At 52.1% G+C, this 26,001-nt stretch carries 29 protein-coding genes; 14 read left to right on the forward strand and 15 right to left on the reverse strand.

The genetic code is table 11. The features are described from left to right. The first annotated feature begins 113 nt into the window (after positions 1–113). Positions 114–554: an SRPBCC domain-containing protein gene (locus JUJ53_RS17640; RefSeq protein WP_204153352.1), complete on the forward strand. Its 441-nt coding sequence runs from the start codon at positions 114–116 to the stop codon at positions 552–554. On the opposite strand, the gene JUJ53_RS17645 is transcribed toward JUJ53_RS17640, so the two are convergent. After that, entirely contained in the window at positions 551–1,807 is a 1,257-nt protein-coding gene (locus JUJ53_RS17645; protein WP_204153353.1) for an S-layer homology domain-containing protein, read from the reverse strand. The genes JUJ53_RS17640 and JUJ53_RS17645 overlap by 4 nt on opposite strands. 35 nt (positions 1,808–1,842) lie before the next feature. After that, complete coding sequence (gene rpsD, locus JUJ53_RS17650) at positions 1,843–2,451, reverse strand: 30S ribosomal protein S4 (protein ID WP_204153354.1); 609 nt, start codon at positions 2,449–2,451, stop codon at positions 1,843–1,845. A gap of 280 nt (positions 2,452–2,731) precedes the next feature. On the opposite strand from rpsD, the gene JUJ53_RS17655 reads away from it, so the two are divergent. Beyond that, positions 2,732–2,947 carry a DUF4327 family protein gene (locus JUJ53_RS17655; protein ID WP_204153397.1) on the forward strand — a complete coding sequence of 72 codons (216 nt, stop codon included), beginning with the start codon at positions 2,732–2,734 and terminating at the stop codon, positions 2,945–2,947. 126 nt (positions 2,948–3,073) lie between these two features. Then, positions 3,074–3,298, forward strand: coding sequence for a hypothetical protein (locus JUJ53_RS17660; RefSeq protein ID WP_204153355.1), 225 nt, complete (start codon positions 3,074–3,076; stop codon positions 3,296–3,298). On the opposite strand, the gene JUJ53_RS17665 is transcribed toward JUJ53_RS17660, so the two are convergent. From JUJ53_RS17665 to JUJ53_RS17695, 7 genes are all read right to left on the reverse strand, one after another. Further along, positions 3,295–4,638, reverse strand: coding sequence for a hypothetical protein (locus tag JUJ53_RS17665; RefSeq protein WP_204153356.1), 1,344 nt, complete (start codon positions 4,636–4,638; stop codon positions 3,295–3,297). The two genes, JUJ53_RS17660 and JUJ53_RS17665, sit on opposite strands and share 4 nt — an antisense overlap. Before the next feature lie 186 nt (positions 4,639–4,824). Further along, positions 4,825–6,750, reverse strand: coding sequence for a S9 family peptidase (locus JUJ53_RS17670; protein WP_204153357.1), 1,926 nt, complete (start codon positions 6,748–6,750; stop codon positions 4,825–4,827). Between the two features lie 367 nt (positions 6,751–7,117). Next, positions 7,118–7,885: an MBL fold metallo-hydrolase gene (locus tag JUJ53_RS17675; protein WP_204153398.1), complete on the reverse strand. Its 768-nt coding sequence runs from the start codon at positions 7,883–7,885 to the stop codon at positions 7,118–7,120. Positions 7,886–8,003: 118 nt separating this feature from the next. Next, positions 8,004–8,615, reverse strand: coding sequence for an aminodeoxychorismate/anthranilate synthase component II (locus JUJ53_RS17680; RefSeq protein ID WP_204153358.1), 612 nt, complete (start codon positions 8,613–8,615; stop codon positions 8,004–8,006). A 138-nt stretch (positions 8,616–8,753) separates the two neighbouring features. Next, entirely contained in the window at positions 8,754–9,206 is a 453-nt protein-coding gene (locus JUJ53_RS17685) for a diacylglycerol kinase family protein (RefSeq protein WP_204153359.1), read from the reverse strand. A gap of 305 nt (positions 9,207–9,511) precedes the next feature. Then, positions 9,512–10,036 carry an rRNA maturation RNase YbeY gene (gene ybeY / locus JUJ53_RS17690; protein WP_204153360.1) on the reverse strand — a complete coding sequence of 175 codons (525 nt, stop codon included), beginning with the start codon at positions 10,034–10,036 and terminating at the stop codon, positions 9,512–9,514. Between the two features lie 11 nt (positions 10,037–10,047). Continuing rightward, a complete protein-coding gene (locus JUJ53_RS17695) occupies positions 10,048–10,266 on the reverse strand; it encodes a DUF3285 domain-containing protein (RefSeq protein WP_204153361.1) in 219 nt (72 codons plus the stop codon). A 521-nt stretch (positions 10,267–10,787) separates the two neighbouring features. Between JUJ53_RS17695 and JUJ53_RS17700 the strand changes: the two genes are divergently transcribed. Beyond that, the gene (locus tag JUJ53_RS17700; RefSeq protein WP_204153362.1) at positions 10,788–12,026 is read left to right on the forward strand and encodes an adenylate/guanylate cyclase domain-containing protein; all 1,239 of its coding nucleotides are present in this window, start codon (positions 10,788–10,790) and stop codon (positions 12,024–12,026) included. 28 nt (positions 12,027–12,054) lie between these two features. Here JUJ53_RS17700 and JUJ53_RS17705 read toward each other — a convergent pair whose 3' ends face one another. From JUJ53_RS17705 to JUJ53_RS24755, 4 genes are all read right to left on the reverse strand, one after another. Beyond that, the gene (locus tag JUJ53_RS17705) at positions 12,055–12,519 is read right to left on the reverse strand and encodes a hypothetical protein (RefSeq protein WP_204153363.1); all 465 of its coding nucleotides are present in this window, start codon (positions 12,517–12,519) and stop codon (positions 12,055–12,057) included. Between the two features lie 69 nt (positions 12,520–12,588). Further along, positions 12,589–14,274 carry a phosphate ABC transporter substrate-binding/OmpA family protein gene (locus tag JUJ53_RS17710; protein WP_204153364.1) on the reverse strand — a complete coding sequence of 562 codons (1,686 nt, stop codon included), beginning with the start codon at positions 14,272–14,274 and terminating at the stop codon, positions 12,589–12,591. Between the two features lie 201 nt (positions 14,275–14,475). Further along, entirely contained in the window at positions 14,476–15,858 is a 1,383-nt protein-coding gene (locus JUJ53_RS24750; protein ID WP_343327982.1) for a pentapeptide repeat-containing protein, read from the reverse strand. Beyond that, on the reverse strand, positions 15,792–16,259 hold the full coding sequence (locus JUJ53_RS24755; RefSeq protein ID WP_239125176.1) for a hypothetical protein: 468 nt from the start codon (positions 16,257–16,259) through the stop codon (positions 15,792–15,794). The genes JUJ53_RS24750 and JUJ53_RS24755 overlap by 67 nt, the downstream gene beginning before the upstream one ends. A gap of 481 nt (positions 16,260–16,740) precedes the next feature. Between JUJ53_RS24755 and JUJ53_RS17720 the strand changes: the two genes are divergently transcribed. Further along, positions 16,741–18,141 carry a HEAT repeat domain-containing protein gene (locus JUJ53_RS17720; RefSeq protein ID WP_204153366.1) on the forward strand — a complete coding sequence of 467 codons (1,401 nt, stop codon included), beginning with the start codon at positions 16,741–16,743 and terminating at the stop codon, positions 18,139–18,141. 30 nt (positions 18,142–18,171) lie between these two features. Here JUJ53_RS17720 and JUJ53_RS17725 read toward each other — a convergent pair whose 3' ends face one another. After that, the gene (locus tag JUJ53_RS17725) at positions 18,172–19,116 is read right to left on the reverse strand and encodes a 50S ribosomal protein L11 methyltransferase (RefSeq protein WP_204153367.1); all 945 of its coding nucleotides are present in this window, start codon (positions 19,114–19,116) and stop codon (positions 18,172–18,174) included. 423 nt (positions 19,117–19,539) lie between these two features. On the opposite strand from JUJ53_RS17725, the gene JUJ53_RS17730 reads away from it, so the two are divergent. Together JUJ53_RS17730 and JUJ53_RS25540 are read left to right on the forward strand one after the other, a co-directional pair. Then, complete coding sequence (locus JUJ53_RS17730; RefSeq protein ID WP_204153368.1) at positions 19,540–19,749, forward strand: type II toxin-antitoxin system HicB family antitoxin; 210 nt, start codon at positions 19,540–19,542, stop codon at positions 19,747–19,749. A 2-nt stretch (positions 19,750–19,751) separates the two neighbouring features. After that, positions 19,752–19,976, forward strand: coding sequence for a type II toxin-antitoxin system HicA family toxin (locus tag JUJ53_RS25540; protein ID WP_204153369.1), 225 nt, complete (start codon positions 19,752–19,754; stop codon positions 19,974–19,976). Positions 19,977–20,108: 132 nt separating this feature from the next. On the opposite strand, the gene JUJ53_RS17740 is transcribed toward JUJ53_RS25540, so the two are convergent. Beyond that, positions 20,109–20,321, reverse strand: coding sequence for a hypothetical protein (locus JUJ53_RS17740; RefSeq protein ID WP_204153370.1), 213 nt, complete (start codon positions 20,319–20,321; stop codon positions 20,109–20,111). Between the two features lie 162 nt (positions 20,322–20,483). On the opposite strand from JUJ53_RS17740, the gene JUJ53_RS17745 reads away from it, so the two are divergent. From JUJ53_RS17745 to JUJ53_RS25545, 7 genes are all read left to right on the forward strand, one after another. After that, positions 20,484–21,356 carry a GGDEF domain-containing protein gene (locus JUJ53_RS17745; RefSeq protein WP_204153371.1) on the forward strand — a complete coding sequence of 291 codons (873 nt, stop codon included), beginning with the start codon at positions 20,484–20,486 and terminating at the stop codon, positions 21,354–21,356. A 27-nt stretch (positions 21,357–21,383) separates the two neighbouring features. Then, the gene (locus tag JUJ53_RS17750; RefSeq protein WP_204153372.1) at positions 21,384–21,707 is read left to right on the forward strand and encodes a YlcI/YnfO family protein; all 324 of its coding nucleotides are present in this window, start codon (positions 21,384–21,386) and stop codon (positions 21,705–21,707) included. Positions 21,708–21,847: 140 nt separating this feature from the next. After that, positions 21,848–22,636, forward strand: coding sequence for a class I SAM-dependent methyltransferase (locus JUJ53_RS17755; protein WP_204153373.1), 789 nt, complete (start codon positions 21,848–21,850; stop codon positions 22,634–22,636). 7 nt (positions 22,637–22,643) lie between these two features. After that, positions 22,644–22,979, forward strand: coding sequence for a cupin domain-containing protein (locus tag JUJ53_RS17760; protein WP_204153374.1), 336 nt, complete (start codon positions 22,644–22,646; stop codon positions 22,977–22,979). 199 nt (positions 22,980–23,178) lie between these two features. After that, the gene (locus JUJ53_RS17765; RefSeq protein ID WP_204153375.1) at positions 23,179–23,691 is read left to right on the forward strand and encodes a DUF1993 domain-containing protein; all 513 of its coding nucleotides are present in this window, start codon (positions 23,179–23,181) and stop codon (positions 23,689–23,691) included. 322 nt (positions 23,692–24,013) lie between these two features. Then, the gene (locus JUJ53_RS17770) at positions 24,014–25,213 is read left to right on the forward strand and encodes a type I restriction endonuclease (RefSeq protein WP_204153376.1); all 1,200 of its coding nucleotides are present in this window, start codon (positions 24,014–24,016) and stop codon (positions 25,211–25,213) included. Positions 25,214–25,558: 345 nt separating this feature from the next. Continuing rightward, positions 25,559–25,705 (forward strand): hypothetical protein, encoded by a 147-nt coding sequence (locus tag JUJ53_RS25545; protein ID WP_343327981.1) that lies wholly within the window; start codon positions 25,559–25,561, stop codon positions 25,703–25,705. Positions 25,706–26,001: the final 296 nt, after the last annotated feature.

Here is a 26,001-nt window from a genome sequence, read left to right on the forward strand (position 1 = left end):
AGATTGGAGCATTATGTCGGGTTTCGACGTCGCTCAACCCTCGTCTTAGGTTCTCCCACGTACTGAGAACTCAGTCCCTTCCCTGTCGCACTGTCCACGGTTGTTTTGTCGTTATGCCTAGCCTTTACACCGAAACGATTATTCATGCTCCACGGGCAGTGGTCTGGCAGGCCCTTGTCCGCAAGCAAGACTGGCTGAAGTGGAATACGTTTTTATTCGATCGCCAGCCCGAGCAAGCTTTTCAAGAAGGGCGATCGCTGCTGCTGTCGGTGCGGCGGGTGGAGGGGGGCGACGAGATAGAATTTGAGGCTTCGGTCAACCGCGTGCAGGAAAACTGTTACCTGCGATGGCGCTCTTCAGTTCCAGGTTTGTGGAATGAGCATAGTTTTGAGCTACAGGATGTGGGCGTGAATCTCACGCAATGTATGCATCGCAATCGCTTTGATGGTCTAGTGGCACCGATGATTCTGCCTTTTATCCGCCAAGATGAGCAGCGGGGGATGCGGCGCATGGCCCAAGAACTGCGGCAGTATGCTGAATACCTCAGTTACTAAGTTTGGGAATTGTCTAGCTCATTGCCATTTGTAGAATTGTTGCCATCAGACCTAGTGCCATCAGACCTAGTGCCATCAGAATCCACGGAGCGATCGCTTGCGTCGATGTCTTCTGTGTCCATTGTGTCCATGTCTTCATCCCCGGTGCTTGGATCACGGCTCTCTTGGCTACGGGTACGCAGCACGTCTTGAGCCGATCGCCCATCGCCTTGATAGCCAAAAAACCACAGCACAGCAGCAGCTTCAGCGCGGGTGACCGATCGCTTCGGCTGCAGCAGGGTGGTAAAACCAAAGGCGCGGCGGGTGCTGGCCCGTTCCCCATTTTGGTAATCGGCTAGTACGGCCTGCAGGGCATCGGGATCAATCTGTCCGGCATCTTGAAAGCCCCAAGTTTGGCTGATGGCTTCAACAGAGGCCGTGGGCAGGGGCTGGCGTAAATCTAGGGGCACCTTCCAGCGCAGAGCCGTTTCACGGGTCAAGGGTTCGTCGGGGCGAAAGTTGACGGTGGTGGCATTGCCTGACAGCGGACTGGGCAGCAGACCGGCTTCAGCTAAGCCCTGAATGGCGGCAAAGTCGGGATCGCTGGGGGGCACATCTTGAAAGGCAGGCTGAGCGGTGTCGGTGGCTAAGCGAATGCGATAACTGGGGCGATCGCTAAACAGTTGATTATTGGTGGCGACTAGCCAACGAGCAAACTCGCGGCGGGTCACCGGTTGATTAGGTCGTACTACGTTGCGTTGATCCGGTGGATTGGATTGATCCGGTGGGTCAGCCGCGTCTGCCGCGTCTACGGTTTCAGACTCCAGCACGCCCAACTCCGCTAGGTCTAGGAGGTAGGGGCGCAAATCCTCAGGAGCGTCGTCTAAATCGGCAAATTGCTGGGGCGGCCGCGGCGGCAGGACATCCAATGCTTGTCCAAGTCGATCAGCGCTTGGGAAAAGCCACTGTTGTCCGAACTGGTCGCCCAATTCCATGGGCTGCTCGGGGGCGGACGGTTGGAAGGAGGACGATGATGGCGCTGGTACCTCCGGATCTGCTCCATCGGTATATCGCGGATCCGCAGACAGGGATCGCTCTACGTCCTCCGCAAACGGACTGTTTGCACAGGATGCGATCCCTCCCCCAAGCAGAATCAGCCCTAGGGCGATACTGCAGGGGCGTTGGATACGTTGATAAATCCAACGCGATCGCTTCACTGCCAGCAACCGAAGCTGCTCTACATGCGATCGCGTCCTTCCAAGTCGCTCGATCATCTCGATCCTCAATAGCCCAACAGTCGTTAGCCGGGCTAGGCTTTCCGGGAGTAGTACTCAACCACTAGGAGCTCGTTGATTTGTAGCGCGATCCACTCACGTTCAATCAACCCGGTTACCTTACACTCTAGCTTGCTCTTGTCGAACTCTAGGTGGGTGGGCAGGTTGGCTAAACCAGGGAACTGGAGGTTGGCTTCCACGAGTTTGCGAGAGCGATCGGTATCCCGAACCCCAATCACATCACCGGGTTTGCACTGGTAGCTGGCGATATCTAGAACACGGCCGTTCACGGTCACGTGACCATGGTTGACCAACTGACGAGCGCCTGGAATGGTGGGAGCCATACCTAAGCGGAAGACCGTGTTGTCTAGACGCATTTCCAGCATCTGCAAAAGAGCTTGCCCCGTTGAAGTGGTGGAGCGTCGGGCCTTTTTCACATAGGTCACCAACTGCCGCTCGGTGACGCCGTAGTTGTAGCGTAGTTTTTGCTTTTCTTCTAGACGAATGGCATATTCAGAGCGCTTCCGACGGGCTTGGCCATGTTGCCCAGGCGGATAGGCTTTTCTGGGGGTTTTGCGGGTCAATCCTGGCAGATCTCCCAAGCGGCGCACCACCCTTAGGCGCGGACCTCGATATCGAGACATTGATTTCTTTTCCTCTCTCTAAGAACGTACCCAAAACTCTAATTCTAGGGATAAAACCCCACAAACGCAACTCATTCACGCTATAGTGAATTTAAGGCGCTCTGTTAGTGTACGTGAATAGTATGCTACAGTATGCGGAGTGTTGAGCAGCCCCGGTAGTACAGCTAGCTACGCATTGTATTACTGCATCCGATATCGTCCTGAATCCGATGTCGTCCATAGTCGGGTTGCATGTAAGATCTTTTCAAAAATTTACAATTTTGTTATGTCTAAAGGTGTTTTGAGCCAGCCGGTTATTCACCCAATGGTGAAGTTCCAGCGCAAGGTAGACTCCCTAGTCAAGTCTGGTGTTGTGAAATCATCCGATAGTATCTGGAAAATCGCGTTGCTCTATGGCGACGATTGGGCCTATTGGAAACAAGAGCTGGAAGATTTCGAATTTTCTGTGCAGGATCCGATTGGGGATCTGTTGGTGGTTGAAAGCTGGGATGATTGATCCCTCAACTGTTCCAGTCTGATCAACTCTAGTTTAATCCACTGCTTGGCAGTCGGTACTGTATCTCTGGGGGATGGTTGTTCCAATACCTGTGAATAGCTATCCCTTTTGCTTGGCCCCTTTTCCTTGGGTTGGTCACGTGATGTTTCCCGCTATGGCGATCGCCCCTTTCCTGAGAAGGCGTTTGCCTCCGGGATCTCCGGGATTGTTTCGCTAGGGCCCCGACCCGATCAGTCTGAACCGTTATGGGATGCAGTCTGTCCCAACCAAGGTGCAATGGCTATTTTTGCCATGGTTGCACCAGCCGCCACCCTGAGGATCTCGATCCAAGGTAATTGCGTTGGCGTCTAGATTGTAGTCGCTGATGATGCTTGCTGCATCTGCTGGGCGATCGCGTCTAGAATATCCTGCTCGGCGGCTGTAATAGTGTCGTCGAGGTGGGCAATGCGCTCACATTGGGCGAAGACAGAGCTGGTAAAGGTGCTGTCTAATTGAGGTAACAGATTCTCCAATGGTGGTGGATCTGATAGGTTAAGGGCGATCGCTTCCAAGGATGCAGGACTTAAACCAACCTGTTCTAGTGAGGGCAGCATCAGATCCCAGGTTTGGTCGGGATGACTGGCCAACACCATATGCACCAGAACCTGATCCATCAGAGTTTGCTGGTCAATGGCGTGATCTTGGAAGTCTTGCGTATCTCTTACTAGCCCATCAAGGTCTTGCTCGTTGAGTGCTTGGTGCTCACCACCCATACTGTAAAACTGACAGGCGGCGTGGCCTAGAGTATAGAGCATGACGGCATTGGAACTAGCGCCGATCAGGGCCCCCGCCACTGGTGCTGTTTTGAGTAGACCCAGTCCGGCTTTGAGAGCACGACTGCCGCCTAAACTTAAGCCAAAAATAGCGAGCACCTCACCTTTGCGGGCAGGGTCTTGGAGATCGAGCCCATAGGCGGCGGCAATCTGGTAAACCAGTTCTGCTTGCAGGAGGGTGGTGGCCATGAGGTCTACGGTAAAGGTGGCGGCGGCCAGACCGGGGATGAAGCTGCCGGCCAATCCTGTTCCCCCTGCCAATAAGGTCTTTTCCACCATCAAATGATGGGCGATTTGCCGTGGCGTTTCTTCCGGATGTTTTTTCTCTAGGCGACGCACTGCCTGTTCTGCCTTGACCAGATCGACGTGATCGGTGACGCCCAACAGCCAATCTAAATTGAGTATGGACGTTGTTCGTCGCAGCAGGGGATTATCTGTGACCCAGGAGACGGCTTTCCCTACTGTACTTGTCGTTTGTTGCAGAGCCTGGTGGGTTTGCTGGGTGGCAGATTCTCCTAAGTTGACTACGGTAGCGGCTGCCTGGGATGCGGCGCTGCTCATGGTTTTGCCGGTGTGGGCGGCGGTGTCGCTCATCCGTTGACCTGTTTGAGCAGTGGTTTGAGCGATCGCTTCACCGGCATCTGTCATCACCGTTTTGACAGATTGTTGGGCTTGCTTTGCAGATTCTCCAACTGTTTTTCCAAACTCTGAAAGTTTATTGGACACTGCTGACCAACGATTGGGCGGAGTAGGCGGTGTTACCTCAATTTCAGTACTCTCAATGCTTTCAGTACTCTCGTTACTGTCTGAGTCTGTCTTTATATCAGGCTGGGGCAACGACTCAGGGGGCGTGGCGTCGGATGGGTTGGGATGAGACATGGCACTAGGGGCGATCGCAGTGAAGAATAGGGTTAGTCTCGACAGGACTAGGCCCAGCGTAACCCAATGAAGAAGAGAATTCCCATGGGACTGAACCATGTCCTACAATGCACCCTAGCTTCACCTTCTCAGGGAACGGGCCTCATTTCGGATAGCCATACCCCATGGATCCTGATCTAGCGGGGCTTATAGGTTAGCGATCGCCACCGGCTCAATAGTCTCGGCTAGCTCAAAACCAAAGACCTGGGCATAGAAATAGAGTTCGCCATCTAAGGTGCGTTTAATATTCTCCGCCTTACGAAAGCCGTGCTGCTCCCCTGCAAACAGCACATAGGCGACCGGCAACCCCTTATCTTTGAGGGCAGAGACCATCATTTCGGCCTGATTGGGGGGCACAATTTTATCTTCGTCACCCTGGAAGAAAATCACTGGGCAGGCTAGCTGATGAATATGGTGGATGGGCGATCGCGCTTCGTACAGATCTTGGCGTTCGGGGTAGGGGCCAATTAATCCGTCAAGATATCGTGACTCAAACTTATGGGTATCTTCCGCCAGAGCTTTGAGATCACTGACGCCGTAGTAGCTGGCCCCGGCCTTAAAGGTATTCCGGAAGGTGAGGGCCGCTAGGGTCGTGTAACCGCCAGCACTGCCGCCCTGAATCACCAAGCGATCGCCATCCACTTGCCCCTGCTGCACCAGATATTCTGCACCATGAGCACAGTCGTCTACATCCACGATGCCCCAGTTGCCCTTGAGGCGTTCGCGATAGGCTCGACCATAGCCGGTACTACCGCCATAGTTGACATCGAGAATGCCAATGCCGCGACTTGTCCAATATTGAATACCGGGGTTGAAGGTAGCTGAAGTGGCCGCCGTCGGCCCGCCATGGCCCTGCACCCGCAGGGGTGGACGTTCACCCTCTGGGGCCACAAAGTCTTTATTTTGGGGTGGGTAGTAAATAGCGTGGGCGGTTAGACCATTGCTGGTGGGAAATTCAATCACCTGGGGCATGGAGAGATAGCCGGGATCGATGTCCATCTGGCTAGAACGACGCAGCACCTGCACCTGTTCGGTGATCAAATCTAGGGCAGCGATCGCACTGGGAGCATCGGGGGAACCGCCCAAAAATACAGCTTGCTTGTCGGAGACTTGCAGGCCACCGATGGCAGTGTAGGGGGTGGCGATCGGCGTTAGCTTTTTAGTTGTTGTATCTAACCGAGCCAACACCTGAATGCCGCGTTCCACATAGGTGCAGATCAGGGTATCGACTGAGGCAAAACCGTAGGTGGCCATACGGAACACCCATTGGGGTAGGCCAAACTCGGCTGATTTAGGACACATGGGTTCAACCATGTTGTCATGCCAGCGGTAGAGATTCCACCAGCCGGTGCGATCGCTGACGAAATAGAGCACGCCGTCGGGCGACCATTCCGGCTGAAACACGGATTCTTCCAAGCCACCAGCAATGCAGTGTGCGCCATGTACCTGGCCTTGCTCATCGACCTCAGCCAGCCACAGTTCCGTGCCATCCCAGGGCATATTGGGATGGTTCCAGCTAATCCAAGCGAGGTGGCGACCATCGGGGCTGAGGCGGGGCGATGCATAGAAGTCACTGCCGGACACCAGCACAGTGCCGTAGCTGTCTGGATCTAGGCTCAGGGCAGCGATCGCGTTGACCGGTTCGCCATCCCCACTGCCATCTTCACGGATACAGACTAAACGCTGACGTCCTGCATCCCATACGGCATCGGCGTAGCGATAGGGCCCCTCCGGGGTCACGGGCGTCGGATCTGCTCCCGGCGCTTGGCGATAGAGACGTTGATCTAGAAAATTCGAGAAATAGACAATTCCATCGACGACAATATAGGCTCCGCCGCCATATTCATGGACACGGGTACGTACATTAAACGGAGCTGGGGTGACATCTTGGGTGCTGCCAGCCTTCCAACTGACCACAACATTGCGGCCCCCTTCCGTAGGCCGCCCCTCACTCCAATAGAGGCGATCGCCATCTAGGCGAATTTCACCCAGCCGCAGACTACCCGCCACAATGAGGTCAGAGGTAATGGGTGAGGCCCAACTTCCATAGGGAGCAACTTGAGGTTCAGACATAATACTTCGCAGACCAGAAAACCTTACATCATACAAAGATAGAAGGTTCTGCCGGTGATGCGCTAGGGCTCAAGCTATTCTCAGGGTGAAACCGACCCTGATTCCAACTAGGTCGTGCTTCAACGATCATGGTTGTGAGTGCTAGAACGCTGATTCATCCAGGATTCAATCTGCCATAGAGTCGCAGGAGCGACCAAGATGGGTGTCAACGCGAGCTGGCATTATAAAACACAGGAGCGTTGGCACCATACAAGAGTCGCAGGAGCGACCAAGATGGGTGTCAACGCAGGAGCGTTGGCACCATCAACGTTGGCACCATCAACGTTGAGCACGACCCGTGATTCAGACCCAGGATTAAAAACTGGGATTAAAACGAGTAGTTGAACACCCGCACACTCGACCCAGAGGCGGGCAGGTCGGCGGCACCGATGGACACGGTATCCGTGGTATGGCGCGTGATGGGTGTGCCCGATAGAAGGTTCAGAAAATCATCGACCGGCGTAATATCGCAGGTGTTGGCATCGGCGGCGGCGGTGCGATAGTGGGTGGGAATAATCACCTTGGGGTTCAATGCCTCAATGGCGGCGATCGCTTCCTGGGGCGTATAGGCCTTGTCACTACCGCCGACGGGAATCAGCAGCACATCGGGGCGGCCAACAAGCACCTGTTGCTCAAAGGTAATGGGAGCAGCAGCTCCACCCATATGCAGAATATTCAGCCCGGCCTGTTGCCAGTTCCACATGACATTGGTGCCAAATCGCCGTCCACCCACGCGATCGTGGGCAATGGGAATCCCTTCAATTTGAGTTCCCGATAGCTCATAAAGTCCCGAGCTGGAGAGAACGCGGGGATTGCCCGGCAGCCCTTCCACTACGCCTTCGTCCAGCAAACGGCTGCTGATCATGACGACATCGGCGGTTACTTGGGGGGCTCGATAGCCTGCAGTACAGCCAATGGCTTGAAAGGGATTGACAAGAAATGTCTGACCATCGCCCGTAAACGAAAAGCACGTATGCCCCAGCCAGCGAATTTGCACAGAACTGGACTGAGCTTGGGCGGCGTTGCCCAACAGACCCAGACCCACACTTGCGCCTAACCCAGCTCCCGTATATTGAATAAACTGTCGCCGCTTCATAATTTCCTCAGGATTCACCACTGCTGAACGCGATCGCCCTTGACCCAGGCAAGCTTAGGTTCCATCGAGATGCCTATCCAGCACGATGGAGGGACGAGTATTGATGCTATTTCGGTGTTCAGTGCGCTACGAGCGATCGCTGACTCACCTCAGCCAAAAAGTTACTTAACAACAGCTTGCCGGATGCCGTCAAGATACTCTCTGGATGAAATTGGACACCTTGGAGGTGCGGATAGTTCCGATGACGCACGCCCATAATTGTGCCATCTTCTACCCACGCCGTAATTTCCAACACATCCGGACAAGACTCGCGATCGATGATCAAACTGTGATAGCGAGTGGCTGTGAAGGGGGTTTCAAGACCGGCAAAGACCCCTACTCCGGTGTGATGGACTGGAGATGTCTTGCCATGCATTAACTCTGGGGCAGAGGTAATCCTACCACCAAAGACTTGCCCCATGCTTTGGTGCCCAAGGCAAACGCCGAGAATGGGATAGTCGGGCCCCAAGTCGCGAATGAGGTCTAGGGAAATGCCCGCATCTTCGGGACGGCCGGGGCCGGGTGAGATGACAATGCCGTCAGGATGGAGCGATCGCACCTGATCGAGGGTGATTTGGTCATTGCGATAGACCTGGATCTCAGCAGCGACGGCATGGTCGGCACCTAACTCGCCCAAATATTGAACGAGGTTGTAGGTAAAACTGTCGTAATTATCGATAACAAGGATCATAGTTTCTATGCAACGCGGGCTATGCAACGCGGGGATGAAGGACAAGGCACGCCTTGAACAAGGGCGGGACACCTACCCTAGGTTGGGCGTGGATATAGTGTGTGGCAAGGGTTAGAACCGTCTAGCTTGATCCTAAGACTAGCTGACCCAGAGGAGAATTCGCTGGAGTAACGGAGGGAGAAGCAGTGAACCTGCCACAATCACGGCTGCTAGCGCCGAGGTGAGGACGGCTCCTGCGGCACAGTCTTTGGCAATTTTAGCGAGGTCGTGGTAGCTCTGCTTGACGGTTAAATCGACCACAGACTCAATGGCTGTATTGAGTAATTCCATGGTCAAAACGGCACCCGTGGTTAAGCCAATGATGGCCATTTCCACGGCGGTGAGCTGGAGATAGATGCCCAGCACTAGGGCAAGCGTGCCGACCAGCAGATGAATTCGAAAATTGCGCTGGGTGCGGAAGGCGTAGCGTAGGCCCGCCCAAGCGTACCGAAAACTCACAAATAGATTTGACGCAACCCGCCATGAAAGCTCCCGATTTTTGGGCATCGTGGAGGACTGGGATGCTGTCTCCGTTGAGGTCTGCTGAGACATAGGCAACGTTACCTGATCAAAACAATTTGAACTGCTCTCTCGCCGTTGCGATCGCGCCTAGCAGAGAGGTCTATATGGATTACCTGAGTATGGCATTCACGGCGATCAACCCTATCAACGGAATGCTCTCATGGTACCTAGAGGCGCTAGAAATTTATAGCTTGGCGTTCCTGCTGATGCTCTCTTGGCTGCGGCCAGGGGCTCGGCAAGAAACGAGACATGCAGCAAACTCATTCATGGTACATCCTCTCCCTAGAAGAACAAAGAGCATCCTATGACTGAGTGAAGCAAGGCTAAGGACTTCTTTAGGCTACGGGGTCAGGCAGCAAGGCAGCGGTGATACCTACGGTAGCAAGCAACACCTGCTGTTGGTTCAGCATATCCCAGAGGGTATCATCATCGGGATGATCCCATCCCAGCAGATGCAGTAGTCCATGGGTTGCCAGAATCGCCAGTTCATCCTTTAAAGAATGAGACGTAGCCTGCCGCTGGGCTGTTTCAACAGAAATGACAATATCACCCAGGTAGACCGGCATTTGCGATCGCATCTCAGCTAGCCCCGGCAGAGGATCATCTAAGGTGGCAAAGGCCAAGACATCCGTGGGGCGATCGACTTGGCGGTACTGGGCATTTAGCTCATGGATGTCGGCATCGGTGGTCAGCCGCAGGCTGATTTCATACTGCCCAATGGGGGAGACATCAGGCTGCATTTCGGATAGCCAATCCTGGAACCACTGCTGCCACTGGTCATCTGAGGGGCGATCGCTTCCCTGGGGCCAGTCATCTACGTCATCCTGCACCAAGAGTTCTAAAACGGGGAGGGGAGCCATGGTGATCTGACCTAACGAGTGAGGTAGGCCAGACCCACTAGCAGCGCTAGCAGACCAACCACTGTGAGACCAAAATGCACTAAAGACTGCCCGCCTTTTTTGACCATGTTGCGCATGGCTAATTTGACGTAGCTGGGTGCGGGCTCGTTGGGGGTGATGGCTGGCCCTGGCTGGCTTGGATCGATGGGCAGGTCTGCTGGAGTGGGAGAGGGGGAAGACGGTTGGGTCATGGAGCCACGGGATAGATGGTCAAACTACAACGTTCAGAGGGCAGCTAGGTGAGCCGTCTGTATGCACAGGGTAACAAAAAAAGAGCTGGGCAGAGAAGAGCGATCGCGCTCTCACGATGAGCTAGGGAAGAGCCTTAACACACTTCTTGGTATACTTGCATACTCTACTTATCTCAAGACTTAGGGCTGTATATGAAGCTCGTCAGAAAAGATAAGCAAAAGAGATTGAACTGCTGATTAAGCCTCTATACCAGTTGTTTCACGGCTTAAGTTGTCAAAGAGATCCAGGAACGTTCACAGAGTTGATCATTTATCTGGAATCTATCTCAAGCCAAATATCCAACGCTATACCCGTGTCCTCAAGATGGACAGGTATCCTTGAGCGGTAGGATGCCAGCCGTGTCTTGTGCAAGACTCCAGAGGGTTCTAGGCTAGGGTCTCTCACTGTGGAAACCTGACAGGCTAACGGCTGAGTCTTGTAGCATAGATCTAAAGCATAGCCGGTTCTAGGCACTACTCCGATGAGGCCGCTCAAACCAACTCCGCCCCAATCCGCTACCCGATTGTCGCTCCAAGCAACCCTCGATCAAGTCGTGGCCGCCGAAGCCCACAGCAATGAGCGCAATTTCGCCTATGTACGGGCGGTTGTGCTGTTCATTTCTTCCGTTCTTGATGTAGCCGTGTTCTTGTTTCCCCAGCCCTTGATGGGTGAAGACTATATTCCTCCGACGGTGATGATCATTAGCCTCTGTGCCAGTATGTTTGCTCTGGGGCTGGTTAAAGTTTTACAGCGACCCCTATCGTTGCGTAGACTGCGGCAGTGGCAGTTGATTATTCCAGTTTTTGATAGCCTGCTGCTATGTGCATTTATCACCAATATCTGGAAGGTGCTGGGCGAAACTCAGCCTCTTATTTTAACGAATATCGCTGCTTTTTGTTGCTTAATAGCTATATCTGGAGGCATCCGCCTCAATCGTCGTGCTGCTTGGTTGACGACTCTGTTGTCCTTGGCTAATTTTACCTATGCAGCTTATTTATTTCAGGTTGATATAGCGATCGCTCTTTTCGCGACTATTACTATTTTTGGTACAGGCTTTTTAGGCATGTGGATGGGGGGGATTGTTCGCCGCCATATTAAAAATGAGTCAGGGCGCGTGTTGATTGAACGATTTTTACCTCGAACGGTGGTGGAAACTGCTTTCGAGTCGCCCCTTAATCTCCTGCAGCAACCTAAAAAATGTGATGTGACTGTGGTGGTTGCTGATTTACGTAGCTTCACTCAGTATTCTGAACACCTAGATCCTCAAGCGGTGCTGGATTTTCTTAACCGCTACCAGGGGTTGCTAGCTACGATTGTTGAGCAGCACGGTGGCTGGGTGGATAAATTCATGGGAGACGGCATGTTAGCGGTGTTTGGGGCTCCAGAACCTCTGGAAAATCATGCAGAGAAAGCACTAACGGCAGCGATCGCCATGGCGTGGGAGGTGAAACAAATGTCTCCCTTAGCTATGGGCATTGGCATTCATTCTGGGCAAGTAGTTGCAGGTTGCCTAGGCTCAGTGCAGCACTTAGAGTTTACAGTCATTGGCGATACGGTGAATGTGGCATCTCGCATTGAGGCGCTCACGAAAACGCTAGGTTATCCTCTGCTTGTGAGTCGCACTACGCAAGAACTGATCACGTCTAAGACGCTTACGTCTGTGGGGTTTCAAACGATTCGGGGACGGGTAGAAAAGCTAGAATTGTTTACGCTAGGCTAACCCCTACATATCCTATCTACCGTTTGAGTTAATCATCTAGCAGGGCAAGCAGCCGCACCAAATCGTTTTGAACCGATGCATGGGTATATTCATCATCGGGGTGGGGCATTTGTCCGGGCTGTTGAAAATGGGGACGCTCGTCATACATCTGTCCCCATTTCATATCTGCCTGCTGCACCAGTTCATACAAGAGTTGTGGGTGTTCCAAAATATTCTGGATAGCCTGCCGCAAAGCATTCAGGGGCGTTTCAATATGCTGACTCAGCAATCCCTCATGGGTGCCGACCCAGTTTTTGAGCGTCACCTGCAGGGCTCCAGATGCGTCTACTAGGTGGCGATCGATGAACAGATCTACAGCATGTTTAGCCTGAACTAAGGGGGGAATCATTGACTCTCCTTTCAGAAAGTCTCCGCCTTCCCGAGCAATTAATTCTGCGATGGAAAATTCTCGCCCCATGCGAAGCTCTTGTTCGAGGTCTGCCTGATCTGACATAACTGCTCCGGTCTTGACGAGTTCATTCTATCGCGATCGCTTTCCATCGTGGCACAGATCGTCTGTAATTCAAAGCTTGGCGATCGCTGCCCATGGATCAGCGATCAACACCGATAGTCCTGTACTCCAAGCTAGCGATCCAGGATCGAGGTGAGGCAGGGGCGATCGCTGCTGCGTTTGGGCTGTGGTATTCACCCGCACTAGGCGAATTTCGGTGCGTTGGTTGCGGGCATCTTCGGGGGCGATGCCGGGTAGCGGTTCGTTAAACCCCTTACCCTCGGCGGCAATATTATGCTGAATACCCTGACTGCGTAGATAGTCTACGACCACCTGGGCCCGCTGTTGGCTGAGCTGTTGATTGATAGCGGCACTACCGGTACGGGAGGTATGACCAATGACCCGGACGGCTACGGTTTCGATGCTAAATTCTTTAATTTCTGTCGCGAGTTGATTCAGGGTTTGTTGACCCTCGGGCGTCAGTTGGGCGGCTCCGGTGGCAAAGCTCACGTCACCGCGTACATCAAGGTTGCCGATGTCGGGGGCAGCTTGGATTTGGGCTGGCTCTAGGGTGGGGGCGGCGGGGGCAGTGGAGCGTTGGGCACCCATAAGCTGATCTGCTAGTTCTGGATTATCTGCCTTAACTAGGTCAATAAGCGCTTGGGTGTTGCTGGCGGCTTTGACAATGAACTGAGGATCGTAGAGATCACTGAGGTTGTCAGGAACAACGTTGACTTGATTGGATAGGGTAAGAACAGCAGCGATCGCTCCGATACGGGTCTCTAGGATACCTTCGGTCATCCAAGCCTGAGCTTCAGCAGCGGTGAAAAACTCAATGCCATTGACGACAGCAGCGGCATCAGCGGGTGATAGGTTACCATCTTCGGCAATTTGGGCCTGCAGTTGGGATGAGTCGCGGACATTGGCATCAATACGGCGGTAGTAGGCTTCTAGGAATTCTGAAACCAGGTCAGGCTGCGATCGCACCAAGCGATCGGAGGCGACCATGACGTCAACAATGGCTCCTGGGGCATCTTCACTAGAGAGGACGACGGTATAGCCCTGCTGCCGCGCTTGGGATACAAAGGGTTCCCAGATGATGGCAATGGCGATCCGTTCGTTTGGATCTTGAATGAGCTGCCATGCCTCTGAAGCGTCGCCCACTCGGGTGATATTGAAATCAGATAGGTTAAAGCCGTCAAACTTGGTATCCAGCACGAGGGCCAGATATTCGCTGGGTGTATCGCCAGCAAAGGCCATGCCGAGGGGTTGTCCTTGGCTTTTGGCTTCGGCGGTGAGCTGGTTGAGGTTTTGCAGGGAGGTGAGGTTGGGATAGGCGGGGGTGTTGAGAATGACGGCATCGGCTCCGACGGTGCGATCGATTAAACCGACGATGCGTCCGTCGGGCTGCTGCTGCACAAATTGATCGAGGGTGGTGACAATGATATCGGCATCGCCTTGGTTGAGGCGATCGGCGCGGGCGGCTTGGTCAAATTCATCGTCGTAGGACAGGCTAATGCCTAGCTCGGACAGGGTGGCTTGAAAAGCGCTATTGCGGAAGGTGCTATAGCCGCTGAAAGTATCACCCAACACTCGCAGGCGGCCTGCTTCACGGCGATCGCCCGTCAGACTAGGAAGGGGATTCGATCCGCCAGACAGGGATCCCAACATCCACAGACCGCCTGCCACCAGACCGCCGGTAAACAGGAGGGTCACCACAAGGGCAACAATTAAGGTTGGATCAATGCGCTTGCTCATAGAACTACCGGATATTCCACTGGTTGAGTCTTCTGGATGGAGGACGGGAACTCCTGATGGATAGCGGGATTTGTAAGGGTTTGTAACGTTTCCTAGGGCGATCGCCGCTAGTCCTAGAATACCCCCCCTAGCATCGATGTCTATATCTACGTCAGCCTAGCTGGAAGGGCAGGCACGAGAACACCTTTGGCTTCAAGCGGCTTAAAACAAGGCCAGGATCATGGGTAAGAGGCTTGTGCAAGCGGTGGCGAGTTTGGAGGCTTCGGTCAGGGGTTCGGCGATCGCCTTCAGCGTGGCGGTGGCCCGTTTTGCAAGGCGCTGCATGGTGCTTTCTTTGGGATTGCTGCCAGCTTTGACTAGTTTGGCGACCTCTTCTAGAGCTTCGGCTTTTTCATCGTCGCTGAGTTCAGTATCGGTTTCGATGGCGGCTTTGAGCTGCAGCAACAGGGTCTTGAGGCTCGGTTGATTGGGCGTGGGAGCAGCATCGGGCAGTTGATTGATCTGATTGCTGACCTGTCCACTAATGTCCCCGAGGTTGAGGGTGCTGCCGGTGAGGTTGACGTCGCCACCTGCGTAGAAACTGCCGTCGCCGGTATTGATTGGATTGTTCATATTATGAATGGATAATGGGTTTTGGGTAAAACTTAGCATGACTTCCTTTAGATCATTGGCGCGCTGGGTTTGTCCTTCCAACAAGCCACTGTGATATCCCTCCTTTAGTCCAAGTTGATATCCTTCGTCCCACGTTCGCTCAATCTTGGCTTTATCTGTTCCTGACGGCACTTGCAACGTGAGTAGAATATCCTGTCCTTGCCGTTCAAACCCTTGAATTGAATCACGACTTACGTCAGGATTTTCAGCCGTCACCTTCTTAAAAGCAGTTCTGAACGCTGCGGGATCAATTCCATTACGGATTAGAATTTGAACGGTATCTAGGGTCTCTTTGAAGAATTTCTCGAAATCGCCAGGCTGAAAGTCCTTATCTAGATTGTGGGGACGTCGTTCTCTGTCACCCCGATCATCCGGCTTCTCTTTAAGAAAGATATGTTGACAGTCAACGTCTTTTAGGATAGTTGTTTCATCAATATTCCAAGCTTCTAGACAAGCGCCGGTGAGGTGGGCGGCGGTGAAGTTAGTGGCAATACACTGGGCTTCGGTGAGGATAGCTCCGTGAAGTTCTGCACCTTCCAGGGTTGCGCCGTTGAGCATGGCATTGTTTAACCTAATGCGGTGGAGTTGGGCGCTGGCTAAGTTTGCACCATGTAGATCGGCATGGGACAGATCATGATCAATACCGTTGAGGGTAGTAAGCAGAGTGCAAACGCGAGGATCTTGGAGGATGCTGGAGCCCAGCCGAGCGCGATCGAGATCGTGAGACTGGTGCCAGCGTACGTGGGTTAGGATTGTAGGTTTATGGCGGGAATCTGCAAAATTGGTACGTTGAAGATAAGCATGGGAAAACGAAGCCCCGCTCAAATCAGCACCATTAAATGTGGTTCCCCCCAGTGCGGCAAACGCTAATCTAATGATACGAAGATTCTCAAATCTCTGGTCTCGCTTCCGGATACATCGGTTAATGTAGATAGAGAGAAGTAAGCTTGTGACAGCGACAGCGCCAGCGAAAGCGACAGCGAAAGCGAAAACGAAAGCGCCAGCGAAAGCGACAGCGACAGCGAAAACGAAAGCGCCAGCAACAGCGCCAGCGACAGCGACAGCGAAAGCGCCAGCGACAGCGACAGCGACAGCGCCAGCGACAGCGAAAGCGCCAGCGACAGCGACAGCGCCAGCGCCAGCGCCAGCGACAGCGAAAGCGAAAGCGCCAGCGAAAGCGAAAGCAAAAGCGACAGCGACAGCAAAAGCGACAGCGCCAGCGAAAGCGACAGCGACGCTCCCCAGTGCTTTGATTGAGCATCCTTGGCGGGCGATCGCGAAAAACGTACCCGCAACCATAATGATGGCAGCGATCGCTGCTGCCTTATCAGCATAAGCAGAGGAGCTGTATGTCAGCCAATACCCAATCCAAGCTCCTACGTAACCTTGTAATGCTCCTGCCAACCCTGCAATCATCACCACCAACAGCAACTGCCCCAGCCACCAGCGGCGCTGTAGGCCTGCCTGGGCACCACAAAACTTGGCATTCTGCAGCGTGGCATCCACAAACCGCGCACTGCGGATGTCTGCCCCGCTAAAATCTGCCCCGGAGAGATCGGCTCCCCGAAAACTGCAGCCGCGTAGAATGGCACCCCGGAAGTCTCGCTCTCCCGCTGCATAGAGCCGTAACACATCCTGCGCCTTCAGTCGTTGTCCGTGGTATTTGCCCCGTTCTGTCATCACGTCGCCACATCAGGTCTTGCCACCATTTAAGCCCAAATTCTTGGGAGACACCACTTTCTCTACGATAGACGGATACATGAACCCTTCCGAGGATTTGCCTACAGCTCCCTGAATCGGGAAAGTCTGAACGCCATGGAATCGTCATCAGCAGAACGGGAGCGATCGCGGTACGATGGAAAGCACCCCAAATCTCATGTCATCGTCAAGGTTCGCCTGCTTTCAGTGCTTATGGTGCAAGGTAATCAGTCCAATGCCTCCGGTTCTATCCCAGAACCCTTGCGGGCGCTTCACAGTTATTTGCAACAGCGCGAAGGTTCTGCCCAGGCGGATCCGACGGATGCGGATGCGGTGATGCAGTGGGCGCTGCGAACGTTAGATACGGCAGATTTTGGAGAGCGGTGGGATATTGCCAAGCTGTTGTCTCAATGTGGGGCGGTGGCGATCGCCCCAATTTTAGAGCGTCTGCAACGGTTGGATGAGGATGATTGGGAACTGCAATGGTACTTGATTCGAGTCCTGGGAGATTGTCGCCATCCTGACGCTATGTCGGTTCTGGCGGAGCAGTTGCGAACCACCGATCATGCTGATATTGCCCAAGCGGCTGCGATCGCCCTTGCCAATATGGGTGCTCCAGCCATTCCCGTGCTAGCCCAGCTCTTGGAGGTACCGGAACTGCGGCTGCGGGTGGTGCAAGCCTTAGCTCAGTTATCTGACGTGGCGGTGGTGTCTGTGCTGCAAACCGTGGTGGATGATCCGACCCCATCTGTGCGGGCGGCAGTGCTGGAGGCGTTGGCGCAGTATAACGATGAAAGCACTGTGGCGGCGCTGATCCAGGGATTAGCGGATCATCATGCAGAAGTGCGGCGGGCCGCGGCGGCGGGGCTAGGACGCTGTGCGCCCAAGGTAGATTCTTCAGAGTTAGTGGATAAGCTAGGAGACCTACTGGCTGATTTAAACCTAGAGGTGGCCGGGCAGGCCGCCATGACCCTTGGTCGATTGGCTACAGACGATGCGGTGGCGGCGTTAACCCAACCATTGCGATCGCCCCATACGCCCGCGCCCTTACTGACCCATGTGATTCATGCCCTCGGTTGGATAGCTACACCCACTGCTCTGCAACAGTTAGCGGAGTTTCTACACATGGCTTGGCAAGAACCCCATCGCCATCGCACGGATACGGTTTGTGGGGAAGCGATCGCCATGATATCTCAGGTGACGGATAAATCCTTGACACCAACGGCGGCGACGCTGCTGATTCAGGTCTTGCAGGAAGGCGGCGATCGCCTTAGTCCCATTCTGCGTCAACGTCTGGCGCTAGGCCTCGGACGGCTACAGGAAGCGATCGCCTTGGATCCGTTAGTGCAGTTACTGACCGACACCCATGCGGGGGTGCAACTCCACGCGATCGCGGCCCTGAAGCTATTGCCGGGGTCAACGGCCTATGATCATCTGCAGGATCTGGCCCAGGAGGCTGATCTAGATCCCGATCTGGCCCAGGGGGTGGCGATCGCTCTGCGGGAATGGCATCGTTGAGGTATCTTAGCTGAATTTGGGAGCGATCGCTTACGCTAACTGATGCAGTTGAGCAATCCATTCTCCCATGCGTTCGGTGTGATGGTGGATGAAGCCAGCTTTGGATAAGGCAGCAGATACGTCTTGTTCATAATCGTCGGTGTAGCCAGCGGTGATCAGATAGCCATGATCGGAGGGCGATCGCTCTAGGGCACGGCGAAAGTCGGGGGCGAGGGCGATGTGAATGCGGGCAAAAATATTGGCGACGATCAGGTCAAAGCTGGGGGTGATGTCGAGGACGGCTTGGTGAGCGATCGCATCGCCCCCCAGCCAGTGGCCGAGGTCGTTGCCTTGCCCTAAACTGCCTTGAATGACCGTGACGCGATCGGCGACGTGGTTATCCTGGACGGCGGCGCGGGTAGACTGAACGGCGATCGGATCGTTGTCGGCAGCGAGAACCGTGGCTCCCAGTTTAGCCATGAGGATGCTGAGAATGCCGGAGCCGGAGCCAAGGTCGAGAGTGGTCATGCCGGGGGTGATGGAGCGTTCGAGGAGACGAACGCAGAGGCTGGTGGTGGGATGCAGACCACTGCCGAAGGAGAGGGTGGGTTTGAGGGTGATGGGAATGTCGTTGGCATGGCGGCCGGGGGACTGAAGGGGGCGATCGCTGCTTTGCAACACAACGCGTTGTCCGCAGCGGGTGGCGCTAGTCTGAGCGGTGGCGGGAAGTTCGGCAACGTGATGTTGGCGGAGCAGGCTGGTTTGTCCGGTGCGGTGCAGAGGATGGAGGGCATCGGCGATCGCCTGCACTTGTCCGTTCATCGTGGCGGCTGAGGAAAGGTAGAGGTGCAGGGTGAAGTCCCAATCGGTTGGGTCAGCCTGGGTGCAGTGCGGCTGGATGGCTAGGGGTTGGGTCACTCCATGGGTGGCGAGGAGGGTGCGGATCCAGTCGATGGCTTCGTGGGTGGTGTCTAAGCTGAGTTCAGTCCAGGTCATGCGGTTTTTGGGATGCGTCAACGGGATGTCTAGCGCGGCTAGGCAACCTTGACACTATACAGGGCGATCGCATTATTCTGCATTCAAGCTTTTAAGAATCTTTGCTGATCGGGATTTGCATAACACCCCAAGCAGGATAGCTACACGGACAATTTTCAGCCTAGTCCGCCTTAGGGGAGGTAATATTCAGCTATTAGTCTAGCTAGTCATCTCAAGAGAGATTGTTATGATGATCCAAGGGAGCATATTCGGACTAAAACACAGTTAGGCTTGCTCAGTCATGCAGCTTTTCCCGTTTAATTTTCTTTGAAGCGTAGTTATCTCCTTCGCATTAGTCTAGCTACTTGTGGTGCTGAGCATATGTGAGCATCTTTTGTATGTGCCATACTTGAGTTTATGAACTTTTAGGTTTAGACATTGGTCATGAACACATTTACTGCTGTTGTGGAAAAAGATTCTGACACTAACCTCTATGTTGGGTATGTTCCCGGCTTCCCTGGAGCACATTCTCAAGGTGAAACCTTGGATGAATTACAAAGCAATCTTTGTGAAGTAATAGCAATGCTACTTGAGGATGGACAAACGAAATTTGAAGCCGTATTTGTTGGAACACAACAAATTACAGTTGCATAATTATGGGCAACATACCTGTTCTGAAACCACAGGAGGTAGTTCGGATATTGGAAAGTCTCGGGTTTGTTGAAGTGCGTCAAAAGGGATCACATAAGCAGTTTCGACATCCAGATGGGCGTGCAACAACCGTTCCTTTCCATAAAGGACGCGATATTTCTCCTCGCTTACTGCGACAGATTGCAACTGATATTAACTTAACAATGGAGGAATTTTTAGAGTCACGGTAAAGCCTAATCAGGGTATGCAGCGGATGGTCTCAATACTCTTGTGATGACTCAAAGATTCCTACCGCTGCTGCTGCCCAAGCCTTTATGGAGCAGGCATTGTACTGCATCAGGTGTAGCATACTCCAACATATCTCATTTCCCTGGAGAACCTCTGAGCGATCGCTTTTCCTGAGAGAGACTGGGAGGGGCGATCGCTTTTGCTAGGAATAGTTTTAAGGGGGGCGATCGCTTCTCCTGGGGCGAGTGTTGGAAGGGGCGATCGCTTTTTCGGGGAAGAGTTTTGAGGGGGGCGATCGCTTTTACTGAGAAGAAAGTTGGAAGGGGCGATCGCTTTTTATGAGACAAGTGTTGGGAAGGGCGATCGCTTGGCAGTGAACCGATTTTAGCAGTCCGAGTAACATCCCACTACAAGTCGAGAGTCATCCTAGAAAGGGTTGTTATGATTGTTAGAAGAGACATCTTCAAAATGAACAATAGTTAGCCTTCTCTACACAAAGAGAGATCCTTATGAAACCCAAAGATGCTAACAAAATCGCGTCTGCCAAGAAAGCCTCGCTTGGACATGTGCTTAGAAAAAATGAAAAAATCAAAGAAACTGTCAGAGATGCTGCCAGTGAACTCACATCAGTCAATGAAGTTCTGAAGCAAGAAGAAGTCCCTGTTGAGGTTATTGAACAGGCCCTCACTAAGAATGAAGATGTTGAACATAAGATTACAAAAGCAGCAGTTGATTTGAAGCGAGTTAACACCAAACTTTCCAAAGAGTTGGCTGACCGCATAGCTATCGAATCTGAACTCGCTGATGCGAAGACCGAGCTGGCCGAAGTACGTGTCGATTTATTAGAATCCCGCACCAAAGAAGAAGAAGCACAGAAAATTGCGCTTCAGGACGCACTCACCGGACTCCCAAACCGTGTGTTATTTGAACAGGGGCTTGACCACGGATTGATTCAGGCAAAGCGGCACGGTTGGAAACTCGCCGTCCTATTTATTGATATCGATAAATTCAAGAGTATTAATGACTCTCATGGTCATGATGCGGGAGACCATGTACTCGTGACGGTGGCACATCGTTTACAAACTTTTATCAGAGGTGAAGATAGAATCAGTCGTTGGGGGGGCGACGAATTTGTTTGCCTGTTATTGGAAGTCAAGCAAGAAGCTAACGTGACTTCCCTTGCAGAAAAGATGATAGATCGGCTTGCTGAACCCTGCGAGTTTAATGGGAATGTTTTTTCTATAAAAGTAAGTATCGGTATTGCCATATATCCCACACATGGAGAAACGGCCAACATTCTTTTCAAAAATGCTGATACTGCAATGTACAGAGCTAAGAGAACAAAGAAGCGAGTTGTGCTGTTCCGAGAATCTGGTAAATAAAAGCGGGCTAACATCGCAAGAAAATCTATGCGCCGATTAACCTTACGATTACCTGAAACTTTGCATCAACGGCTTGCTCAACTTGCTGAAGGTGAAGGTGTATCGCTGAATCAGTACATCGTTTATGCATTAACTCGTCAGGCAGCTCTGGCGTATGGAATTCAGGCTGTTCCCGATGCGGACGTTGCACAGCAACAGCAAGCGTTTCAATCATTGATTAAGCAATTAGGACAAGCTTCGCTGCCTGAAATTAAGTCTGTTTTAGCGACCCGTGAGACAACTGATCCAGAAGCAGAATTGAGTGCAGATATAGTTGAGCGTCTTCAAGAACGCATCCGAAAGGGAGACTAATCATAAAAGCTTAGAGTAGTGCCAGCCAGATAACAAGTCGTTGGAGCGCAGGGCCTAGTTTTGTGGACGACTATGAGCTACCTCATAGAATTTGATGAGAATCTTTGTCAAGCTTAGTCCATAGCACTCAGGTGATGACCATGGTTCAAACCCCGATCAACCTCAAGACAGCTCCCGGTCACCAGGTTTTGGCGGCGGCGGGTAAGCAGACCTTACGCCCCGGTGGTTATGGTGCAACAGAGCAACTGCTGGGTTGGGCTAATCTACAGCCGGGTGAAACCGTTTTGGAACTAGCTGCTAGCTTTGGTTATAGTGCGATCGCTCTGGCTCAGCGCTACGGGGTGCGGGTGGTAGGGATTGAGAAAAATCCGGCCAGCGTCGCCCAGGCTCGTATCAATGTAGAACAGGCTGGGCTCACGGATCAGGTCACGATTCAAGAGGGCGATATTTTTCACCTAGATCAGGTGACGGAACTCTTTGATTGTGTTTTAGCAGAGGCAATTTTATCCATGCAGTCGGCGTCAGGCAAGGCTAAGATTTTGGCTGGGGTGCGCGATCGCCTCAAGCCGGGCGGCCGTTTTCTCAGTCATGAGTTGCTGGCCAATGGCCCCAACCCTGAGGAGATTCATCGCGACCTCACAGCCGCTATTCGGGTCAATGCCCAACCGCTTTCCAGTGCCGCCTGGATCGCTGCCTGCCAGGAAGCAGGGCTGATGGTTCACCACCACGCCACTGGCCCCATGGCCCTGCTCGATCCCCAACGCATTGTCCAAGAGGAAGGTCTGCCCACCTTACTTACTCTCGGCTGGAATATGATAACTCGTCCAGTCATGCGCGATCGCATCCTCACCATGCGCCAGGTCTTCCGTCGTCATGCCGACCACCTTGGCTATGTGATTCTCTGTGCTCAATCGTCCCATTTAGGTTAATGTCACTATGGCTACTACACTCATCACATCAACCACAACCACAATCCAGCTCAACGATCACCTTAACTTTCCTGATGCTGGTGTTCTCAGTAAGGTAATTTGGAAGGATGCCGTCTGTCAATCCAGCCTTTTCTGTCTGGCTGAGGGAACGGAAATCTCGGAACATACCGCTACCCGCAACGCTACGGTGCAGGTGATCGCGGGTAGCGGTACCCTTACCCTAGAGGGAAAACCTATTGCTCTGGAACCTGGCGTTTTTGTTTTCATGGCGGCTAATGCTCCCCATGCACTGGCGGCAGCGACGAACCTAGCTTTTCTGCTAACTCTAGCCTCAGATTGTTAATCCCCTGTTGCCCAAGCCCAGGAACCAGCATCCACCTCGTCAGTGATAGTATCGTTTTACGGTGAGTGGAAGGACGTAAGATTGATAAGCATTTCAACGTTCTACTACCTGCCGATCACTGGAATATGGAGTTCATGGGGTGGTACTGGTTTCGTTCCATGAGTTAGACTTGACGAAATAAGTCTTAGGAGGTTGCAACATGTCAAGTCAGAACATAGATTCCATCAAAACCATCTTCCAAAGCCGCCTAGCGACTCTTGAGCACCTCTTAACGTCAGCCCAGACACATTTCAGTGAGGATGAGGCTTTCCTGCAGGAGCGCATTGCGGCTGATATGCTTCCCTTGGGTACACAGATAGTTTTTACCTGCAATCAACCACGCAACTTTGCGTTGTGGTGTGATGGCAAGCCGATGGATAATCTAGATCCAAATGTCTTATCTCTAGCGCATGCATCCGACCATATTGTGAATACTAAGGAACTGCTTTCGAGCATTAACGCTGAAGATGAAAAGCTGAGTGAGATTACGCGCATCGATCTGGGTCAAGATCTTTGCATCACCATGTCTGGTAGCGCTTATGTACATGACTTTTTAATGCCCAATTTCTATTTCCATATGGTTACGGCTTACGATATTCTTCGCATGGTGGGTGTACCTATTGGAAAGCGAGATTACATGATGCATCTGCTTCCGTTCCTCAAGCAGGTGTAAGTCTAACTGTTCAAATACAGGGGGCGATCGCCTATTCTTAGGATGTTTTGGTACAGCATAATCTAGCGATCGCTTAACTGTTGCTCTGGTTTCGGTGGACTCCCATGGGGCCGTGGCCGTACTGGCAACAACAATGGTATTCTGAATTCCTTGGCGTTACACTAAGCATAAAGATTCTTTGATCTATCTTCATCACATCCTAAAGCCGGTATAAAGTTGCTATCATAATCTTTGGCAAACAGAGAAAACCGGGTCATTGGTATGGATGAAGCACTTTCGGGTAATCTTAAGTAAGTGAGTACTAGCGGTTGGGACAAGCAACATGGTTTTTTCAGATGACATTGCCAAAGTTTCAGAACAAGTTCGCAAGCGAGCTGATTTAGTTACGGGTGAAGAAGCCACTAAGATGGGTCTGATTGTGCCATTTTTTAGTGCACTTGGCTACGATATTTTTGACCCAACCGAATTAATCCCGGAGTTCATAGCTGATTTTGCCATCAAAAAATCAGGACAGCTAGAAAAGGTAGATTATGCCGTAGCTATCAATGGCGTTATCGTCATGATCGTAGAAGCAAAGGCAAGGGACAAAAAGCCAGATGCTCATGATGGTCAACTAAAAAGATACTTTAATGGGTTACTTGTAACTAAGGTTGCTATTGTCACCAATGGAATTGAGTATCGATTCTTTACGGATTTACGTCACGAAAACGTAATGGATGACGAGCCATTTTTTAACTTCAACATCCTAAGTTATGATCAAAAGCAGATTGAGAACCTCAAATTTTTTCACAGAGATAACTTTGATTCGGCTATCATCAAGCAACATGCTGAAGAGATGGTTTATCTTAAGGGAATGACTCAGCTTGTAGACAACCTTTTGCGTTCACCCTCTGATGAATTTATTCGGTTTTTAGTTGCCCAACTCAGCACGATAGCTCCCAGCTACGCAGTAGAAGGCAGAGTTACAAATAAAGTTGTTGATAAGTTTCGTCCGATTGTTAAAAAGTCACTTCAGAGCAGCCTAGTTGATTTGATGACTCAATCAATTAGCAGAGAGATGGGGCAGTCAGGAGTATCTCCCGAACTTCAAACTGTTGAAGTTGAGGCAATTCAAGATGAGCAAGAGCAAGATTTAGAAGAAGTAAAAGTTGAAACAACGGCCGAAGAAATTGAGGCTTTTGATAAGGTTAAGTCCATTGCTGCCAATTCTGAAGCTTATAATCTAGATGTGAAATACAAGGACGTTATTTCTTATTTTGGTATTAATGTTGGTAAAACAACTTGGTGGTTCTTGAGGTTCTATTTGTCGCCTAAAAAGAAAAGCTTTGTAACTCGATTGTCAGTCGAGGAAGCTAGGGCATTGGCACCAGGTTTTGAAGTGCAAGAAATGTCGGCTTCAATGGGAGATGCTGCTTCGAGAGTGATAATTTCATCAGTTGATGATTTGGATCATCTCTCTGATTTAATTCTTAGGTGCTATGAGACTGAGGCTGCAAAGCATTTCTCGAAGAAGATGGTGTAGTTTTAGAGTCCAATAATTGCAGTTTAGTGAATTAGCCGTAACTGTTTGGGTGAGATACTAGAACCCTGGCAACTGCCCATAACGGTTGTGGGCAGCGGTTGCCGCATAAGGTGTAGACTACTACCCCGATAAATTCCACCCCTGAGAGAGACGTTGGGAGGAGCGATCGCTTGTTCTAAGTCATGCAATAGCTGAGGCGATCGAGGAGCCCATCGATCGATAGCTTCTTTCAATGGACGGGGCTGTTGCTTCAGGGGCAAGATCTTGGGCAACAAAGGCTCATGTTTTACTCTGCATCCATCAGACTACGACTCTTGGGAGCATGACGTCTTGGTTGAGAAGGTAGTGACTGCTGAGAGTGACGTTCGCTACCCCGTCTGCGTTAAGGCTAAGCGAGCCTGCCCACCCGAAGATTGTGGTGGAACGTGGGGCTATAAAGCGGTTCTAGAAGCCATCCAAGACCCTGAAATCCTGAGCACGAGCACTACTTGAATGGGTAGATGGTTTCTTCAACGTGTGCTTTCGCGTGCTGATGGTTGTCGAACTCGTGTTCAGCCAAAAATGTTAAAGTTGGAGCCAATAGAGCGATCGTTCCGGATGTCCAAGGCAACTTGGCGCAAACTGTTGGGTGCATCGTGCCAACTTCATGACCATGCTCATGCGTGGGAATGTGCTGCCAGTTTTGATGGATTTCATCGAGAGAGTCCGCCTATCAACACTTTGCAATAAGTTTTAAAGAAAGCTTGCAAACTGTGAAGGAGCGCTTTACTCTGATTGAATGCATTGAT

Source organism: Leptolyngbya sp. CCY15150 (assembly GCF_016888135.1).
Lineage (GTDB): Bacteria > Cyanobacteriota > Cyanobacteriia > RECH01 > RECH01 > RECH01.